An 18,004-nucleotide genomic window follows, 5' to 3' on the forward strand; every position below is an offset into this window, starting at 1 on the left:
CAGGGCGAGGGGAGCAGAGCGAAGCGTTCATGCCTTGCCGCTCCGGTTGACCTCGGCCCACAGCGTGCTGCTCATGCCGAACAGCTTGATGAAGCCCTCCGCCTCCGCCACGCCCCAGTCGGCCGACTGCGCGTAGGTGGCGCCCTTGGCGTTGAGGATGTGCTTCGACTCGACGGCCACGGCGTTGACCGTGCCGCCGTTCGTCTCCAGCACGATTTCGCCGTTGACGGTGGACTGGCTGGAGGCAAGGAAGGCTTCCAGGTCGGCCTTCAGCGGGTCGTGGAAGAAACCCTCGTACACCACCTCCACCCACTTGCGCGCCACTTCGGGCTTGAAGCGGTTCTGCTGCTTGCTGAGCACCGCCTCTTCCAGCGCGCGGTGCGCGGTGAGCAGCGAGATCAGGCCCGGCGCCTCGAAGATGATGCGGCCCTTGAGGCCGATGGTGGTGTCGCCGGTATAGAGGCCGCGGCCCACGCCGTAGGGCGCGAACAGCGCGTTGAGCTTCGCCAACAGCGTGTGGCCGGCGAGCTTCTCGCCATCCAGCGACACGGCTTCGCCGTTTACGAAGCCGATCTTCACCTGCAGCGGCTTGGACGGCCATTCGGCGCGCGGCTTGCACCATGCGCGCGCGCCCTCGCCCGGCGCCTGCCACTTGTCGATCTCGCCGCCGGACATGGTGACGCCCAGCAGGTTCTCGTTGATGGTGTAGGCCTGCTGCTTGGCGCGCACGCCGAAGCCGCGCTCCTCCAGGAACTGCTGCTCGTAGGCGCGCGTCTGGGTGTGCTCCTTCTGGATCTCGCGGATCGGCGCCACGATCTCGTAGTCGCCCAGCGACTTCACCGCGAGGTCGAAGCGCACCTGGTCGTTGCCCATGCCGGTGCAGCCGTGCGCGATGGCGCGCGTGCCCAGTTCGGCGGCGCGCTTCAGCGCGGCTTCCACGATCAGGTAGCGGTCGGACACCAAGAGCGGGTACTGGCCCTGGTAGCCCTCGCCCGCCCACACGAAGGGCTTCACGAAGCCGCTCCAGATCGCCGGGCCGCCGTCCACGGTGACGTGGCTGGCCACGCCCAGCTCCTTCGCACGGTGCTCGATGAAGGTGCGCTCCTCGGCATCCACGCCGCCGGTGTCGGCGAACACGGTGTGCACCGCCCAGCCGCGTTCCCTGAGGTAGGGCACGCAGAAGCTGGTGTCGAGGCCGCCGGAGAAGGCGAGGACGATGTCTTTGCTCATGGCTTGCGAATCCTGGTCGGGGAAGAGGTCAGTCGGAGGAAACGACGATGCGCGGCTCGCAGCGCACCGGGAAGTTCACGGAATTGGCGATGAAGCAGGCATGGTGCGCATCCTCGTGCGCGGCCAGCGCCTGGTCGGGATCGCTGTCGGCGCGGATGGTGACCACCGGGCGCAGCACGACCTCGGTGAAACGGCCGCCATTGCCCTCGGTGACCATCGTGCCTTCGGCGCTGTCGTCGTAGGCCACGACCACCACGCCGGCCACGGTGGCCATGTGCAGGTAGGACAGCATGTGGCAGGTGGACAGCGCCGCCACCAGCATGTCTTCCGGGTTGTGCCGGGTGGCGTCGCCGCGGAAGGTGGGGTCGGACGAACCGGCGAGATCCGGCTTGCCGGGGATGCGGATCACGTGGTTGCGGCTGTAGTTGCGGTAGCCGTCGGTGCCGCTGCCGCGGTTGCCGGTCCATGCCACGTCGACGCGGTAACGGTGTGGGTGGCTCACGTGTTCGACTCCTCTTGCCGGGCCATCAGCGCGGCCAGTGCCGCGTCGCCATCGCCGCCGCGGCGGCGCAGGCCGGCGATCACGCCGAGGCGGTTGCGCTCCGGATGGTTCTGGCTGAGCTTGTACTTGCCTTCGATGCGCTCGACGGTGATTGCCAGGCCGACGATGGCGCGCAGCATCTTTTCGACGTAATCCGCGGGCGCGTCACCGACGTGCCAGGGCTGCGGCTCAGTGGCTTCGTGGTGGCCGGTGAGGCGTTCCAGCAGCGCGCGCAGCCAGGTCGCATCCTCGACCACCTTCAGCCGGCCGTGCACGTGCGCCACCGCGTAGTTCCAGGTGGGCGCCTCGCGGTGCGTCTCCTGCTTGGTCGGATACCAGTTCGGGCTGACGTAGCCGTCCGGGCCACGGAAGACCACCAGCACCTCGGCCCCATCCAGCCGGGCCAGTTCGTTGCCGCGCGCCACGTGGCCGTGCAGCACGTTGCCCACCCGCTCGAACGGCAGGTGGTTGGCGATGAGGCCGTCCGCCGCGTTCGCCACCACGGTGGCGAACGGATAGTCGCGGATCAACCCGTGCAGGATCTCTGTGCGCGTCTCGGCAAAGTGCTTCGGCGTGAACATGGGCGGTTCAACCCTGCCCGGCCAGCGCGGCCATCACCGCCTTCTGCACGTGCAGGCGGTTCTCGGCCTCGTCGATGGCGATGCAGTACGGCGCGTCCATCACCGCATCGGTGGCCTTGACGTTGCGGCGCAGCGGCAGGCAGTGGCTGAACAGGCCGTTATTGGTCAGCGCCATCTTGGCCTCGTCCACGATGAAGTGCTTGTGCGCGTCGCGGATCGGCTTTTCCTGTTCCCATCGGCCGAAGTACGGCAGCGCGCCCCAGCTCTTGGCGTAGACCACGTCGGCGCCCGAGTAGGCTTCCTCGATGTCGTGGCTGACCTTGAGCGAGCCGCCGTTCTGCTCGGCGTTCTGCCGGCCGAACGCCATGTAGCGCTCGTCCAGCACGTAGTCGGGCGTGGGGCACAGCAGGGTCACGTCCATGCCCATCTTGGTCGCGATCAGCAGCGCGGAGTTGGCCACCGCGGTGTTGAGCGGCTTGGGGTGGTAGGTCCAGGTGAGCACGTACTTCTTCTTCGTGAGGTCGCCCAGGTGCTCGCGTAACGCCAGCGCGTGGGCCAGCTCCTGGCAGGGATGGGTGATCGTCTCCATGTTGATCACCGGCACCGTGGCGTACTGCGCGAAGGCCTTGATGACCTTGTCCTGGCGGTCCACCGACCAGTCCTGGAACTTCGGAAAGGCGCGCACCGCGATCAGGTCCACGTAGCGCGACAGCACGCGCGCCACCTCGGCGATGTGCTCCTCGGTGTCGCCGTCCATCACCGTGCCCGCCTCGAACTCGATCGGCCACGCGTCCTTGCCCGGCGCCAGCACCACCGCGTGGCCGCCCAGTTGGAACGTGCCCAGCTCGAAGCTGGTGCGGGTGCGCATCGAGGGGTTGAAGAACAGCAGCGCCACCGACTTGCCGGCCAGCTGCGTGCCCGCCGGCGAACGCTTGAACGCCGCGGCCTGCTCCAGCAGCGCGTCGATCTCGGCGCGGCTCCAGTCCTGGGTGGTGAGGAAATGGCGGATGGTCATGGGTCGAATCGCCTTGATGAGATCGCTCTTGGTGAGTAGTCCGGCCATGGATGGCCGGTTTTTGCTTTTCGCGGATGGACCCGCGTGAAGTGCAGCCCCGAAACAAAAAAACCCGGCGCGAGGGCCGGGTTCTTCGTCGATACGTATACAGCAGCGCGCGACAGCCTACCCGGCCGGATGTTCGTCCAGCGGTCGGCGCGCACGCGAGGTCATGCCAGCGGCCATGCGGGCGCTGGTAAGGACGGTGGCGGTATAGACGGCTGAAGACATGGATGGTCCGGGTGGTTGAAGGCGCATCATGACCTGAAATCCGCTGCCGTGCAACATGCCGTCACGGCGGACGGAAACGAAGGCGCCGCCCGGAGGCGGCGCCGCGTCGTCAGTCGGCGGGAGTCACGCTGACCCGCACGCGCAGCCGCTCGCCGGGGTCGTAGCTCAGGCGCGACACGTAGACCTCGCCGCGATAGCGGTATTCCACGTCGTAGCCCATGATCCGACGCTGCTCGCTCACCGTGTTGACCTGGCGACAGCGGGTCTGGGTGGTCTCGTAGCTGCCACCATGGTCGGACACGCGGTTGCCCACCGCGCCGCCGGCCACCGCGCCGGCCACCGTCGCGGCGGTGCGGCCGTCGCCCTTGCCGATGGTGTGGCCGAGCACGCCGCCCACCACCGCGCCGAGCAGGGTGCCGGCCGTGCTGTTGCCGCGCTCCTCGCGCACCACCGGCTGGTCGTAGCACTGCTGGCTGGGCGTATCGGTGCGGGTCACGCCATACACCGGGTCCACCCGCAGCACGTTGGCCCAGCCGTAGTGCGCGTTGTCGCCGGCGTCCTGGCCGGCATAGCGCGCGTCCTGCGCGAAAGCGCCGGTGGCGACGAAGGCCAGCACCAGCGCGGAAAGCCATACACGGGTCATGTCGACCTCCAGGGAAACGGGGATTGTCGGACGCTTCCGTGCGCGTCTGCCTGAATTGCAGCAAACCCACGCTGAATCGGCGCTTAGAATGGTTCCACGACGCCTGCATCCCGCCCTTGTTAAGATGTCGGGCTGGCCTGCCCGCCGGCCCCCAATCGCAGCGAATCCCGCCGATGCCCATCTCGCTCTACAACAGCCTGACCCGCCGCACCGAACCGTTCGCGCCGCTCGATCCCGACCGGGTGACGATGTACGTCTGCGGGCCCACGGTCTACAACTACGTGCACATCGGCAATGCGCGCGGCCCGGTGGTGTTCGACGTGCTGGCCCGGCTGCTGCGGCGGCACTACCCGAAGGTGGTATACGCCCGCAACATCACCGACGTGGAAGACAAGATCAACGCCGCCGCGCAGGCCGAGGGCGTGCCGATCGAGGTCATCACCCGCCGCTACGCCACGGCCTACCACGAGGACATGGCCCGGCTCGGCATCGCGCCGCCGGACGTCGAGCCCTACGCCACCGCGCACATCGACGCCATCGTGGCGATGAACCAGGCCCTGATCGCCAAGGGCCACGCCTATGCCGCCGAAGGCCACGTGCTGTTCGACGTGGGCTCCTTCCCCGATTACGGCAAGCTGTCCGGCCGCGACCCCGAGGAGCTGCTCGCCGGCGCCCGCGTCGAGGTGGCGCCGTACAAGAAGTCGCCCGGCGACTTCGTGCTGTGGAAGCCCTCCACGCCCGAGCTGCCCGGCTGGGACAGCCCCTGGGGCCGCGGCCGCCCGGGCTGGCACATCGAGTGCTCGGCGATGTGCGCCGTGCAGCTCGGCGAGACCATCGACATCCACGCCGGCGGCAACGACCTGCTGTTCCCGCACCACGAGAACGAGATCGCCCAGTCCACCTGCGCCCACGGCGGCAGGACCTTCGCGCGCTGGTGGCTGCACAACGGCATGCTCACCTTCGACGGGCGCAAGATGTCCAAGTCGCTGGGCAACGTGCTGCAACTGCACGAAATGCTGAAGCGCCACCCGCCGGAGGCGCTGCGCCTGCGCCTGCTGAGCGGCCACTATCGCCAGCCGCTGGACTGGTCCGACGCCGCCATCGCGCAATCGGTGAGCACGCTGGACGGCTGGTACCGCGTGCTGCGCGAGCTGGCCGACGTGCCCGTGGACGCCGCCGGCCTGCCCGTGCCCGGACGGGTGGAGGCGGCGCTGTGCGACGACCTCAACACCCCGCAGGCGCTGGCCGAGCTGTCCCTGCTGGCCGACGCCGCGCGGCAGCAGCGCACGCCCGCGGCCAAGGCCGCCCTGCTCGGCGGCGGCGCCCTGCTCGGCCTGCTGCAACAGGATGCGGAAGCCTGGTTCAAGCAGGCCGTCGACGCCGACGTCGACGCCGCGCGGGTGGAGGCGCTGATCGAGCAACGCCAGGTCGCCCGTGCCGCCCGCGACTTCGCCCGCGCCGATGCCATTCGCGCCGAACTGGCGGCGATGGGCGTGGCGATCGAGGACGGCGCCCAGGGCACGCGCTGGAGCGTGCAGAAAAGCTGACCCCCTCCCGACCTCCCCCTGCTCGCAGGGGGAGGGGCAAAGCCATGTGCCGCTTCCCTCCCCTGCGTGCAGGGGAGGCGCCGGAGAGGGGTCACCCGACCTCGCGCCCGACCTCCCCTGCACACAGGGGGGGAGGGGCCGCAAGGCATGGCATGACGCGAAAATCCGGCGGCGCCTCGCCTGCCCCCGTCACGCTCCATGCGCGATAATGCCCTGATGAACGACATCGCCACAGCCAGCGCCGCGCAGGCGCAGCACGACATCGCCGACGAGTTCGCCTTCTTCGGCGACTGGAGCGAACGCTACCAGTACCTGATCGACCTCGGCCGCAAGCTGCCGCCCTTTCCCGACGCGTGGAAGACCGAGGAGCACCGTGTGCACGGCTGCCAGTCGATGGTATGGCTGGTGCCCAGCGGCGACGCCGCGCGCATGCACTTCGACGCGGCCAGCGACTCGGCCATCGTCTCCGGCCTGATCGCGCTCGTGCTGCGCGTGTACTCCGACCGCCCGGCGGCGGAGATCCTCGCCACCGAGCCGGAGTTCATCCAGGCCATCGGCCTGGCCAGGCACCTTTCGCCCACCCGCTCGAACGGGCTGGCGGCGATGCTGGCGAAGTTGAAGGGCCATGCCGCGGCGGCAACGGGCAAGGCGTGAGCGGGAGAAACGCCGCAACGCTTCGCCTCTCGCTGCAATCCCCGCAAAAAGCCCCGCTCGAGGCGGGGCTTTTTGTGAAAGTCCGGCCTGGATGCCGGTTTGGTCCAGGCGCTCGCGCAGGGGAGCAAGGGAACCGCCTTCAGTCGCCCATCTGCTTCTGCAGGTGTTCGCGGCGTTCCTGCGCGTCCAGCGACAGCGTGGCGATCGGACGCGCCTCGAGCCGTTCGACGCCGATCTCCTCGTCGGTCTCCTCGCAGTAGCCGTAACGGCCTTCCTCGATCCGGCGCAGCGCCTTGTCGATCTTGGAGATCAGCTTGCGGTAGCGGTCGCGGGTGCGCAATTCCAGCGAGTTCTCCGTCTCGCGGGTGGCGCGCTCGGCCTCGTCGCCCACGTCGCGCACCTCGTCGCGAAGGTTCTCCATCGTCTGGCGGGATTCCTCCACCAGCTGGTCGCGCCACTCGCGCAGCTTGTTGCGGAAGTAGGCGAGCTGCCGCGGATTCATGTACTCCTCGTCGGATGAGGGACGGTAATCCTTGGGCAGGTCGATATTGATGGTGGAAGGCAGCGCGTAGCGGCCGTCTTCCTTGGTGACGCCGTTGTCGAGGACAGTTGCGGAATTGTTCATCGAGGACTGCAGGGTCTTCTTCTTCGTGGTGGAGGCATGGCGTGCGGTGGCGGTGGCCACGCGCGGGGACGCCACGGCGGTGACCGGCGCGGCGCTCTTCGCGGGCGGCGCGGCGGCGGGCTTGGGTGTTGCGGGCGGCGCGGCCTTGCGCACGGGTGCTGCCGGCTTGGCCACCGGCTTGGGGGCGGACTTGACCGTCGGCTTGGCGACCGGCTTCTTCGCCGGCGCGACGGCCTTCCTGGCGACGGGCTTGGCGGCCGGCCTGGCCGCCGCCACCGGTTTCTTCACCGCCGGCTTCTTCACGGCCGACGGCTTCGCCGTCTTGGCGACGGGCTTGCGCGACGCGGGCTGGGCGGCCTTCTTCGCGGCTGGGCGGGCGACGGGCTTCGCCGCGGGCTTCTTCGCCGCGACCTTGCGCACGGCCGCCTTCTTCGGCGCCGCCTTGCGGCTGGCTGCGGCCTTCTTCACGGCGGTCTTTCCGACCGGCCGCGCCGCCTTGGCGGCGGCCTTCGGCTTGCCGGCGCGTGCATCTTTGGCCTTGGTCGCGGACTTCCCTTTCTGCGGCCTGGCGGCGGTGGAGCTGCGTGTCGTTTTCGCCATATCCCTTCACCATTTTGGCCGTGGCGGCCGGGTGTTATAGCCTATGTACTTCACCCCGGCAACCACGCTTCCGGACCCATGCAACACTACATGCCACAACCGGTGCCCGCAGCGTGAACGCCGTGACCCGATTGATACTGCTGCTGCTCCGCTTCTACAAGCGCTGGCTGAGTCCGCTGCTGGGACAGCGCTGCCGGTTCCACCCCAGTTGCTCCGATTATGCACGGATCGCCGTCGCCCGTTTCGGCCCGTGGCGCGGCGGCCTGCTGGCCGCGTGGCGGCTGCTGCGCTGCCAGCCACTGTGCGACGGCGGCCCCGATCCGGTGCCCGAGCACTTCCGCTTCGTCCGTTGCCGCGGCGATTCGCGCCACGTGCATTGAGAAGCGCGCGGCGGGGAGAGGGGATAGCCGCGTGCAGCGCGAACCTCCCCACGACAGGCATGGCAGTCGCAAGCGGGCCCGGGCCTGGGGCATGCACCGCGGGATCGAGGCGAAGCGGCCGCCCTGCCCGGCAGATCGTCAGCTGCCGAAGCCGCCCGGCACGCCCTTGCTGGCGTAGGCCACCGCGTCGTGCGGATGCAGGCTTTCCTGGTGCTCCACGCGCACGTGGAAGTCGGCCAGGCGTTCGTCGGCGTCCAGCGCCTGCTGGATGCGGCGCGCGGCGTCCTCGCAGAACATCAGGTTGCCGCCGTTGGCCAGCGCGAAGGCCTGTTCGTCCTCGCGCTTCACCGCGGTCTGCACCGGGGTGCCCAGCGCCTTTTCCACCCTGTCGAGCGTGTCGATCAGGTCGAACGGCACGCCGTCCTTGAGGCGCACCAGCAGCCGCGCCACGCTGCGCTGGGCGTGCGGGGTGGCGACGATGCCCTGCTCGCTGCCCAGCCAGGCCAGCACGGCGGCACGGTCGAGCGGGCGGCCGGCGGCGAAGTCCCGCGCGAACTGCTCCTGGATCAACTGCCGCGACAGCGCGGCCGAGGCGGGACAGGTGGACGAATAGACCACCTCGGTGCCCAGTTCCAGCCGGAACCCGTCCGGTCCCGCGCTGGCCTCGATCGAGACCGGATAGCTGCGCCAGCCGCTGTGGCCGCTGCGCAGGGCGCCGCGGCGCACCAGCGCGTCGAAGCGGATGCTGAGGCGGGCGCGGTCCGCCAACCCCTGGTGCGATTCGAGGAAGGCGTGCAGCAGGGCTTCGAGCCCCTTGGCGTCCAGCGGCCCGCCGGCGCCGAGATGGCGATCGACCAGCAGGTACAGCCGCGACATGTGGATGCCGCGCCTGTCGGGGTGGACCAGGTTGACGAAGGCGCCGACCTGGGCGCTGGCGCGCTGCACCTCGCCGTCGCCGGCGTCGAAGCGCACCGGCACCTCGATGCCGTCCATGCCCACCCAGTCCAGCGCGCCGCGCAGATGCGGCTGCGCCTGGGTGGCGACGTCGGGCATCAGGCGGGCGGTGTTTTCGTGGCTGTGCATGGCAATTCCCGTAATCGGCGCGCGTGGCGCCGCAGACCCGTCATTTTGGGGCAGATCGGCCGCGCTCAATAGAAGCGGGGCGGAAACGCTGCGTCGCGCCTGGGCTCAACCGGCCAGGCGGTGCCAGCGGCGGGCATGCCGCCAGGCGGCCCAGGTCACGCCGAAACCAGCGCCGGGCTCGCCCTGCTGCAGCACGGCCAGCGGGTCGTCCGCGCGCGCGGCGCGCTTCGCCAGCTGTTCGCCGGCATCCGATTCCAGCGCGCGGAACACGCTGAGCGGGCCGGGCAAGGCGGCCGCATCGCGCCACGCGCCGCGCAGGTCGTCCAGTTGGGCGCGGATCGCCGCGTCGCGCGCCTCGCTGCGCTGGCCGAGCTGGCCGCGGCTGAGGCCGTAGCGCGCCAGCCGCGCCATCGGCAACGGCAGGCGGTCGCGCGCCGCGTCGTCCTGCAGCCGGCGCAGCGCGTGCAGCAGGTGGGACAGCACGGCAACGCGGGCGGCGCGGCCGGCACCGGCGTCGACGCCGAACCACCACGCCGTCTCCAGCGCGGCCAGCGCGCCGTGCAGGGCCCCAGCCGCGGCCAGTTGCGCGGGAAAATCCGCCGCGGTGCCCTCCTCCAGCTGCGCCATCGCGGCCAGCACGGGCGCCAGCCAGCGCTCGGCGGGCACGGCGCGCGCCCGGTCGTCGGCGAACAGCGCCTGGGTCAGCGGATGGCGGCCGCCGCTGGCGGCGGCGCCGGAAAGCTCCTCCGCCCACCAGTTGAGCTTGCCCATCGCCACCTGCGGCTCGCGGATGCCGTAGGCGGCGGACAGCAGTTCCTGCTCCAGCGCGGCCAGCGCCACGTGGCCCGGGTACGTCGCGGGATCGACGAAGGCCAGCGCGACGCGCTGCCGCGGCTGCACCGCCAGCCACTTGTCGACATAGCTCTGCAGCGCGCCCTGCGAGGCGGGGATGCCGCTCACGCGGCCTCCGCCAGGCCCAGCATGGCGGCGAGCTGGCGCGGGTGGTCGAGCACGGCGTCGGCGCCCCAGTCGTCGGGATCACCGCCGTCCAGGTAGCCCCAGCGCACCGCCACGGTGTACAGGCCGGCGGCGCGGCCGGCCTCCACGTCGCGCCGGTCGTCGCCCACGAACAGGCAGCGCGCGGGTTCGACCTTCGCATGTTCGCAGGCCAGCAGCACCGGAGCGGGGTCGGGCTTCTTCACCGGCAGGGTGTCGCCGCAGACCACCGCGCTGGCGCGCAGGTCCCAGTCCATGCGCTTGATCAGTTCCTCGGTGAGGAAGCCGGGCTTGTTGGTGACGATACCCCAGCGCAGCTCGCGCGCCTCCAGCGCCGACAGCAGCGGGGCGATGCCGTCGAACGGTCGCGTGTGCTGCGCCATGATCCGGGCGTAGATCTCGAGGTAGCGCGGCATGCGCCGCAGCAGGGCCGCGTCGTCCTCGGCGAAGGCACAGCGCAGGATCGCACGACTGCCGCGCGACACCACCTCGCGCACCGTCGCGTAGGGCGGCACCGCGGCGCCCACTTCGTCGCAATAGATCCGCAGCGCGGCGTGGAGGTCGGTGGCGCTGTCGAGCAGGGTGCCGTCGAGGTCGAACAGCACCGCCTGCACATTGCCGGGCAACGGCTTCATGCCGGCTTCCTTGCGCAGGCCAGGTAGTTCACCGCGGTGATGCGCCCCAGCCAGGACTTGCGGGTGAGCGGGTTGTAGCCGAGGCCCGAGACGTCCTCCGGTTCCAGCCCGGCGCGGCGCATCAGGCGCGCCAGTTCGGAGGGCCTGAGGAACTGCTCGTAGTGGTGGGTGCCACGCGGCAGCATGCGGGTGAGGTACTCGGCACCGAGGATGGCGGCGCCGAACGCGACCGGCGTGCGGTTGAGGGTGGACATGAACAGCCGGCCGCCGGGCCTGAGCATCGCGGCCAGGTCGCGCACCAGCGCCGCCGGGTCGGGCACATGCTCGATCAACTCCATGCAGCACACGGCGTCGAACGCGGCCGGCTCGGCCTGCGCCAGCCCGGCCGAGGACTGCACGCGGTAGTCCACGTCCAGGCCGGACTCGTGCAGGTGCAGCCGCGCGATCTCGATCACCTTCGGTCCCAGGTCGATGCCGGTGACGCGGGCGCCGGCGCGCGCCAGCGCCTCGCTGAGCAGCCCGCCGCCGCAGCCCACGTCGGCCACCTTCGCGCCGCGCAGGTCCACCCGCGCGGCGACGTAGGCGGCGCGCACGGGGTTGAGGTCGTGCAGCGGGCGCGATTCGCCGTCCGGGTCCCACCAGCGCGCGGCCAGCTTGCCGAAACGGGCGATCTCGTCATGGTCGACGTTGGGTGCAGCAGTCATGTTCGAGTCCTCTAACCCGCCAGCCATTCATGCACCGTGATGTCCCAGCCGCCGCTGGCATGCGCCGGGTCGCGATGGGCGATTTCCATCGCCTCCTCCAACGACACGGCACGCAGCAGGTAGGCGCCGCCGCTCTTGTCGCCGAACGGGCCGGACATCTCGTTGCGGCCCTGCGCCCGCAGCCCGGCGAGGAACTGCTGGTGCAGCGGCACCACGGCCGGGTCGAACTGCGGGCGACGCACGAGGATCACGAGAAAACGGTTCATGGCGGAAGTCTATTGAAAGTGCGGCAAGGATGGCCGCTTTTTGATCCTGGCGCTCAAGGATGAGCGCAAAGGTTCAACTGAAGTGCGGCCAGGAATGGCCGCTTTTTTGCGCTTCGCGCCCAAGGCGAAGCGCAGCAACTCAGCCCGCCGCGATGCGCTCGCGCCACGCACGGGTGCGCGCCAGGATGGCATCCACGTCCATGTCCACCAGTTCGCGGCCGGCCAGCTTGCGGCGACCGGCGATCCACACGTCGCTGACCTGGTGCCGGCCGGTGGCGTAGGCCAGCTGCGAGGCCACGTGGTACAGCGGCTGGGTCTCCAGGTCGGACAGGCGCACGGCGGCGAGGTCGGCCTGCTTGCCCGCCTCGATCGAGCCGATCTTCGCGTCCAGGCCCATCGCCCTGGCGCTGCCCAGCGTGGCCGCGCGCAGCGCGCTGGCGGCATCGAACGCGGCGGCGTCCTGTGCCACCGCCTTGGCCAGCAGCGCGGCGGTGCGCAGCTCGCCGAACATGTCCAGGTCGTTGTTGGAGGCGCAGCCATCGGTGCCGATGGCGAGGTTGACGCCGGCCTGGCGCAGCTTCTCCGCCGGGCAGAAGCCGGAGGCCAGCTTGAGGTTGGATTCCGGGCAGTGCACCACCGACACGCCGGCCTCGGCGCAGGCGGCGATCTCGCCCTCGGTGAGCTGGGTCATGTGCACCGCGATCAGGCGGTCGTTGACCAGACCCAGCTTCTGCAGCCGCTGGAACGGGCGCAGGCCGCTCTTCTTCCGTTCTTCCTCGACCTCGTGCGCGGTCTCGTGCAGGTGCAGGTGCACCGGGATGTCGAGCTGGTCGGCCAGCACGCGGATGCGCGCGAAACTCTCGTCGGACACCGTGTACGGCGCGTGCGGCGCGAACGCGGTGGACACCAGCGCGTCGCCGCGGAAGCTGTCGTGCACCTCGCTGGCGCGCTCGAAGTATTCGTCCTGCGACTTCGCCCAGGCGGTGGGGAACTCGATCACCGGCAGGCCCACCACCGCGCGGAAGCCCAGCTTGCGGTAGGTGGCGCCGATGGCGTCGGGGAAGAAGTAGTTCTCGTTGGCGCAGGTGGTGCCGCCGCGCAGCATCTCGGCCACCGCCAGTTCCACCCCGTCGCGCACGAACTCGGGGCCGATCACCTTGGCCTCGGCCGGCCAGATGTGCTGCTGCAGCCATACCATCAGCGGCAGGTCATCGGCCAGGCCGCGCAGCAGGGTCATCGGGTTGTGGGTGTGGGCGTTGACCAGGCCGGGGATCAGGGCGTGCCCGGGCAGGCTGACGGTCTCGCGCGGGGCGTAGGTGGCGCGCGCCTCGGCGATGGGGAGCAAGGCCACGATGCGGTCGGCATCCACCGCCACTGCATGGTTTTCCAGCACCACGCCGTGCGGCTGCACCGGGACGACCCAGCGGGCTTCGATGAGGAGGTCGACGGACTGGAGCTGGTTGTCGCTCATGAAAACTCCATCAAGCGGATAAGCGAAGGGCGGCAACCTTGCGGCGCCGCCCCTTGGCTCGTCATTCCGGCGCAGGCCGGAATCCAGTCAAGTACTCGTGCGTAGCACACCAGATAACGAACGCTACGCGTGAGCATTTCACTGGATCCCGGCTTTCGCCGGGATGACGCATTGGCAAGCCGCGCGCAAGCGCGCGGGCCAATGCGTCACTTGCCGACGCGGCTGACGTATTCACCGGTGCGGGTGTCGACCTTGATCACCTCATCCTGGCTCACGAACAGCGGCACGCGCACCACGGCGCCGGTTTCCAGCGTGGCCGGCTTGCCGCCGCCGCCGGAGGTGTCGCCGCGCACGCCGGGGTCGGTCTCGGTGATCTTCAGCTCGACGAAGTTGGGCGCCTGCACCGCGATGATCTCGCCGTTGAACAGGGTGACCACGCATTCCTCCTCGCCCTTCAGCCACTTCACCGCATCGCCCATACCGGCCTTGCCGGCCTGGTGCTGCTCGAAGGTGTCCGGCTGCATGAAGTGCCAGAACTCGCCGTCGGAGTACAGGTACTGCATGTCGGTGTCGGTGACGTCGGCGACCTCGAAGGAGTCGCTGGACTTCATCGTCTGCTCGGTGGTGCGGCCCGTCTTCAGGTTGCGGATGAAGATGCGGGTGAAGGCCTGGCCCTTGCCGGGCTTGATGAACTCGGCTTCGGTGATGACCCACGGGTCATTGTTGTGAAGGATCTTCATGCCCTTCTTGACGTCGTTGAGACCGGCGGTGGCCATGCGTATCTGCTCCAGGGTCAAAACCATCACGCGGACGGCTAGAATTGAAAAGTGCGGTCGGGACGACCGCTTTTTGACGTTCGCGGTCACGGACGACCGCACAGACTAAGGCCCGCTATGATAACCGCAAGCCCCGGTACTCGCCTATCCGCGCCGGCCCCCGACTGGCGCGAGCTGTGGCGCGGCGCCGTCACCGACGCCACCGAGCTGCTCGGGATGCTCGGCCTCGCCCGCTTGGCCGACCGCCTGCCGCCGGCCGACGCCGGCTTCGCGCTGCGCGTGCCGCGCGGCTTCGTGGCGCGCATGCGCCCGGGCGACCCGCGCGACCCCCTGCTGCTGCAGGTGCTGCCGCAGCTGGCGGAACTGGACGAGGCCCCCGGCTTCGTCGCCGACGCGGTGGGCGACCTGGCCGCGCGCGAGTCCCGCGGCGTGCTGCACAAATACCACGGCCGGGCCCTGCTGGTCGCCAGCGGCAGCTGCGCGGTGAACTGCCGCTACTGCTTCCGCCGGCACTTTCCCTACGGCGACGAGATCGCCGCCGCGGGCCAGTGGCGGCAGGCGCTGGAGCACGTGCGGCAGGACGAAACGGTCAGCGAATTGATCCTCTCCGGCGGCGACCCGCTGTCGCTGGCCACGGCCAAGCTGGAGGAGCTCTCGCGCGGCCTGGCCGGCATCCCGCACGTCCGGCGCCTGCGCATCCACACCCGCCTGCCGGTGGTGCTGCCCGAGCGCGTCGACGACGCCCTCGCCGCCTGGCTGGCCGCGCTGCCGCTGCAGAAGGTGGTGGTGCTGCACGCCAACCACGCCGCCGAGTTCGACGACGCCGTGGACGCCGCCTGCGCCCGCCTGCGCAGGGCCGGCGCCACGCTGCTGAACCAGTCGGTGCTGTTGCGCGGCGTCAACGACGACGCCGACGCGCTGGCCGGGCTGTCCGAGCGGATGTTCGACGCCGGGGTGCTGCCCTATTACCTGCACCAGCTCGACCGCGTGCAGGGCGCCGCCCATTTCGAGGTGGACGACGCCCGCGCGCGGGCGCTGCTGGAATCCATCCGCGCCCGCCTGCCCGGCTACCTGGTGCCGAGGCTGGTACGCGAGGTGGGCGGCGACCCATCCAAGCGCCCGCTGTGAACCGCATCGGGCCGGCCGCGTTGCGGCACGTCACTGTTATGCCGTTTCGTGCTGGCGGCTGCAGGGGGAATCCGCTACAACCCTCGCCTGGGCGAAACGAACGGGGGTCGGTCGCACCGCGCCGCCGTCCCCACCACGGAGACGCGAAGCGCGCATGAAGACCAATCCCGTCATCAAGATCCTTTTCGTCGAGAACTCGGTCGAGGACGCGGAGCAGATCATCAGCCTCATCCGCAACGCGGGCATCGCCGTGCGCCCCGGGCGCGCGGTCGACCGCGGGCAGTTCCAGCAGGTGCTGGACGAGCTGGCGCCGGACCTGGTGCTGTTCAATCCCAGCGTGGCTTCGCTGCCGCTGCGCGAGGTGGCGCAGCAGATCGACGCCAGCGGGCGCGACGTGGCGCTGGTCGCCAACGTGACCCAGATGGACAGCCAATCGGTGTCCGACCTGTTCGCCGCCGGCGTGCACGGCGTGGCCTCGCGCAGCCAGCCGCGCCAGTTCATCACCGTGGTGCAGCGCGAGTTCGACGCCCTCAGCACGCGCCGCCAGGTGCGCCGGCTGGAGGCGGCCCTGCGCGAGTCCGAGCGTCGCTGCGACGCCCTGCTGGATTCCTCCACCGACGCCATCGCCTATGTGCACGAAGGCATGCACGTGCGCGCCAACCGTTCCTACCTCGACACCTTCGGCTACGAGGATTTCGACGAGCTGCTGGGCCTGCCCGTGCTCGACCTGATCGGTCACGGCGACGCCGACGCCTTCAAGGCCGCGCTGAAGGACCACTCCCGCGGCGACAAGGCCCCGTCCACCCTGGAGCTGCAGGCGCGCCGCGCCGACGGTGGCAACTTCCCCGCCAGCGTGGAATTCGCCCACGCCACCTTCGAGGGTGAGCCCTGCCTGCAGGTGGTGTTCCGCCGCCAGCTGATCGACCCGGCGATGGTGGAACAGCTGCAGCGCGACCCGGTCACCGGCCTCTATCTGCGCGCCCGCACACTGGAGTTCATCGACGGCGCCGTGGCGGCCGCCGCCGGCGGGCGCAAGGGCCAGGCCCTGCTGCTGGTCGAGCCGGACAACTGGGCCGCCACCGTGAGCGGCATCGGCCTGGGCAAGGCCGACGAGCTGCTGGCCGGGCTGGCGGCCCAGGTCCAGGCCCTGCTGGGCCCCGACGACGTGGCCGGCCTGCTGGCCGAACACACCTTCGGCGTGCTTCTGGGCGCCAGCGACGACGACGCCGTACGCGCCTGGGTCGCCCGACTGCACAAGCAGGTGACCGACCGCATCTTCGACGCCGGCGCGCGTTCGATCACCCTCACCGTCAGCGTCGGCGGCAGCCTGCTGGCCGAGAAGAACGCCAACGCCGAGCAATTGCTGGACCAGGCCAGCACCGCGCTGCGCAACGCGCAGAGCCGGGGCGGCAACCGCAGCGAGCTGCACGACCCGGCCGCGCGCGAAAAGGCCGAGGAGGAGCGCGAGCGTCACTGGCTCAGCCTGCTGCGCCAGGCGATGGCGCGCGACGGCTTCGTGCTCTACCACCAGCACACGATCAGCCTGCAGGACGCCGACGGCGACTACTCGGAGATCCTGCTGCGCATGAACGGCCCGCAGGGCGAGGTGCCGCCCGGCTTCTTCATGCCGATCGCGGAGAAGCACGGGCTCACCGCCGAGATCGACCGCTGGGTGCTGGACAAGGCGATCGCCGCGCTGGAGGCGCGCGACCGCCAGGGCGCCGCCACCACCTTCTTCGTCAAGCTCTCCGCCCAGTCGCTGCAGCGCGCCGAGCTGCTGCCGTGGCTGGCCAGGCGCCTGCAGCAGGCCGCCCTGAAGCGGGGCCAGATCGTGCTGGAAGCCACCGAGAGCAAGGTCGTGACCCTGCTGCGCCCAGCGCAGGAATTCGTGGCCGGCTGGAAGAAACTGGGCGGCCGCTTCGCGCTGGAGCAGTTCGGTTCCGGGCTCAACTCGTTCCAGCTGCTGCAGCACATCGATGCCGACTACCTGAAGATCGACCGCAGCTACATGGCGGACCTGCCGCAGCAGCCGGGCAACCAGCAGAAGGTCGCCGAGCTCTGCCAGCAGGGGCACGAGCTGGGCAAGCAGGTCATCGCCGAATGGGTGGAGGACGCCGCCAGCACCTCGCTGCTGTTCGCCTGCGGCGTCGACTTCGTGCAGGGCAATTTCCTGCAGGAACCGCAGCCGCTGGCGGTCAACTCCTGACGCCCGTTGTTCCCTCTCCCCTCCGGGGAGAGGGTCGGGGTGAGGGGACAACCTCGCCCCAGTCCTGCATCAGAACGAACCCCGCCTCCCGGGCGCTGCCGCAAGCCCCGCCCCTCACCGCGGTCCTCTCCCCGGAGGGGAGAGGAAGAAAAGCCTTGTGTCGCTCCTGGCGGGCAACAAAAAACCCGCGGGCGACCCGCGGGTTTTTCGTGTTCGCCGGGCCATCGAGGCCGGGCGGGCCACCGGAATTACTCCGCGGCGGCGGCAGCCTTCGCGGCGGCCTTGGCGGCAGCGGCGGCGGCGATATCTTCCTTGATGCGGGCCGCCTTGCCTTCCAGGCCACGCAGGTAGTACAGCTTGGCGCCGCGCACCTTGCCCTTGCGCTTCACCTCGACCGAGTCGATCGCCGGGCTGTGCGCCTGGAACACGCGCTCCACGCCGGTGCCGTGCGAGATCTTGCGCACCGTGAAGGCCGAATGCAGGCCGCGGTTGCGCTTGGCGATGACGATGCCCTCGAAGGCCTGCACGCGCTCGCGGTTGCCTTCCTTCACCTTGACGTTGACCACGACGGTGTCGCCGGGGCCGAATTCCGGCAGCTGGCGGGTGACCTGCTCGGCTTCGAACTGCTGGATGATCTTGTTCATGGCAACCTC

General features: G+C 70.1%; 20 protein-coding genes. 6 read left to right on the forward strand and 14 right to left on the reverse strand.

Features of this window, described 5'->3' with window-relative positions; genetic code table 11:
* Window positions 1-27 precede the first annotated feature (27 nt).
* From QMK61_RS04020 to QMK61_RS04040, 5 genes are all read right to left on the reverse strand, one after another.
* Window positions 28-1,230, reverse strand: a complete 1,203-nt coding sequence (locus tag QMK61_RS04020; RefSeq protein ID WP_302070581.1) for an argininosuccinate synthase — start codon at window positions 1,228-1,230, stop codon at window positions 28-30.
* Window positions 1,231-1,258: 28 nt separating this feature from the next.
* On the reverse strand, window positions 1,259-1,732 hold the full coding sequence (locus QMK61_RS04025; RefSeq protein ID WP_302070583.1) for an OsmC family protein: 474 nt from the start codon (window positions 1,730-1,732) through the stop codon (window positions 1,259-1,261).
* Entirely contained in the window at window positions 1,729-2,352 is a 624-nt protein-coding gene (locus tag QMK61_RS04030) for an FMN-binding negative transcriptional regulator (RefSeq protein ID WP_302070584.1), read from the reverse strand. Before QMK61_RS04030 ends, QMK61_RS04025 begins: the two co-directional genes overlap by 4 nt.
* A gap of 7 nt (window positions 2,353-2,359) precedes the next feature.
* Window positions 2,360-3,367: an N-acetylornithine carbamoyltransferase gene (locus QMK61_RS04035; RefSeq protein ID WP_302070586.1), complete on the reverse strand. Its 1,008-nt coding sequence runs from the start codon at window positions 3,365-3,367 to the stop codon at window positions 2,360-2,362.
* 379 nt (window positions 3,368-3,746) lie between these two features.
* Complete coding sequence (locus QMK61_RS04040; protein WP_302070588.1) at window positions 3,747-4,280, reverse strand: glycine zipper 2TM domain-containing protein; 534 nt, start codon at window positions 4,278-4,280, stop codon at window positions 3,747-3,749.
* A gap of 173 nt (window positions 4,281-4,453) precedes the next feature.
* Here QMK61_RS04040 and cysS point away from each other — a divergent pair, with 173 nt between their 5' ends.
* Both cysS and QMK61_RS04050 read left to right on the forward strand, forming a co-directional pair.
* Complete coding sequence (cysS, locus tag QMK61_RS04045) at window positions 4,454-5,827, forward strand: cysteine--tRNA ligase (RefSeq protein WP_302070590.1); 1,374 nt, start codon at window positions 4,454-4,456, stop codon at window positions 5,825-5,827.
* Between the two features lie 216 nt (window positions 5,828-6,043).
* Entirely contained in the window at window positions 6,044-6,481 is a 438-nt protein-coding gene (locus QMK61_RS04050) for a SufE family protein (RefSeq protein WP_302070591.1), read from the forward strand.
* 139 nt (window positions 6,482-6,620) lie between these two features.
* Here the strand turns inward: QMK61_RS04050 and dksA are convergent, their stop codons facing one another.
* Window positions 6,621-7,106 (reverse strand): RNA polymerase-binding protein DksA, encoded by a 486-nt coding sequence (gene dksA / locus QMK61_RS04055; protein ID WP_302070592.1) that lies wholly within the window; start codon window positions 7,104-7,106, stop codon window positions 6,621-6,623.
* On the opposite strand from dksA, the gene QMK61_RS04060 reads away from it, so the two are divergent.
* Window positions 7,099-7,746 (forward strand): hypothetical protein, encoded by a 648-nt coding sequence (locus QMK61_RS04060; RefSeq protein ID WP_302070593.1) that lies wholly within the window; start codon window positions 7,099-7,101, stop codon window positions 7,744-7,746. The two genes, dksA and QMK61_RS04060, sit on opposite strands and share 8 nt — an antisense overlap.
* Window positions 7,747-7,828: 82 nt before the next feature.
* Window positions 7,829-8,086 carry a membrane protein insertion efficiency factor YidD gene (yidD, locus tag QMK61_RS04065; RefSeq protein ID WP_302070752.1) on the forward strand — a complete coding sequence of 86 codons (258 nt, stop codon included), beginning with the start codon at window positions 7,829-7,831 and terminating at the stop codon, window positions 8,084-8,086.
* Between the two features lie 138 nt (window positions 8,087-8,224).
* Here the strand turns inward: yidD and folE2 are convergent, their stop codons facing one another.
* The 7 genes from folE2 to efp all read right to left on the reverse strand — a co-directional run bounded on the left by folE2 (window position 8,225) and on the right by efp (window position 14,017).
* Window positions 8,225-9,169, reverse strand: a complete 945-nt coding sequence (folE2, locus tag QMK61_RS04070) for a GTP cyclohydrolase FolE2 (RefSeq protein WP_302070594.1) — start codon at window positions 9,167-9,169, stop codon at window positions 8,225-8,227.
* Window positions 9,170-9,274: 105 nt separating this feature from the next.
* Entirely contained in the window at window positions 9,275-10,129 is an 855-nt protein-coding gene (locus QMK61_RS04075) for a squalene/phytoene synthase family protein (RefSeq protein WP_302070595.1), read from the reverse strand.
* Complete coding sequence (gene gph / locus QMK61_RS04080; protein WP_302070597.1) at window positions 10,126-10,800, reverse strand: phosphoglycolate phosphatase; 675 nt, start codon at window positions 10,798-10,800, stop codon at window positions 10,126-10,128. Before gph ends, QMK61_RS04075 begins: the two co-directional genes overlap by 4 nt.
* Window positions 10,797-11,504, reverse strand: coding sequence for a bifunctional 2-polyprenyl-6-hydroxyphenol methylase/3-demethylubiquinol 3-O-methyltransferase UbiG (gene ubiG, locus QMK61_RS04085; protein ID WP_302070598.1), 708 nt, complete (start codon window positions 11,502-11,504; stop codon window positions 10,797-10,799). The genes gph and ubiG overlap by 4 nt, the downstream gene beginning before the upstream one ends.
* Before the next feature lie 11 nt (window positions 11,505-11,515).
* Complete coding sequence (locus QMK61_RS04090) at window positions 11,516-11,770, reverse strand: YciI family protein (RefSeq protein WP_302070601.1); 255 nt, start codon at window positions 11,768-11,770, stop codon at window positions 11,516-11,518.
* A gap of 139 nt (window positions 11,771-11,909) precedes the next feature.
* A complete protein-coding gene (locus QMK61_RS04095) occupies window positions 11,910-13,241 on the reverse strand; it encodes a TRZ/ATZ family hydrolase (protein ID WP_302070603.1) in 1,332 nt (443 codons plus the stop codon).
* Window positions 13,242-13,447: 206 nt separating this feature from the next.
* Window positions 13,448-14,017 carry an elongation factor P gene (gene efp, locus QMK61_RS04100; RefSeq protein WP_302070605.1) on the reverse strand — a complete coding sequence of 190 codons (570 nt, stop codon included), beginning with the start codon at window positions 14,015-14,017 and terminating at the stop codon, window positions 13,448-13,450.
* 117 nt (window positions 14,018-14,134) lie between these two features.
* Between efp and epmB the strand changes: the two genes are divergently transcribed.
* Both epmB and QMK61_RS04110 read left to right on the forward strand, forming a co-directional pair.
* Window positions 14,135-15,145 (forward strand): EF-P beta-lysylation protein EpmB, encoded by a 1,011-nt coding sequence (gene epmB, locus QMK61_RS04105; RefSeq protein WP_302070607.1) that lies wholly within the window; start codon window positions 14,135-14,137, stop codon window positions 15,143-15,145.
* Window positions 15,146-15,299: 154 nt separating this feature from the next.
* The gene (locus QMK61_RS04110; protein WP_302070609.1) at window positions 15,300-17,351 is read left to right on the forward strand and encodes a GGDEF domain-containing phosphodiesterase; all 2,052 of its coding nucleotides are present in this window, start codon (window positions 15,300-15,302) and stop codon (window positions 17,349-17,351) included.
* 248 nt (window positions 17,352-17,599) lie between these two features.
* On the opposite strand, the gene rplS is transcribed toward QMK61_RS04110, so the two are convergent.
* Entirely contained in the window at window positions 17,600-17,995 is a 396-nt protein-coding gene (gene rplS, locus QMK61_RS04115; protein WP_302070610.1) for a 50S ribosomal protein L19, read from the reverse strand.
* Window positions 17,996-18,004 lie beyond the last annotated feature (9 nt).

It is taken from the genome of Fulvimonas sp. R45, from assembly GCF_030504985.1.
Lineage (GTDB): Bacteria > Pseudomonadota > Gammaproteobacteria > Xanthomonadales > Rhodanobacteraceae > Rhodanobacter_A.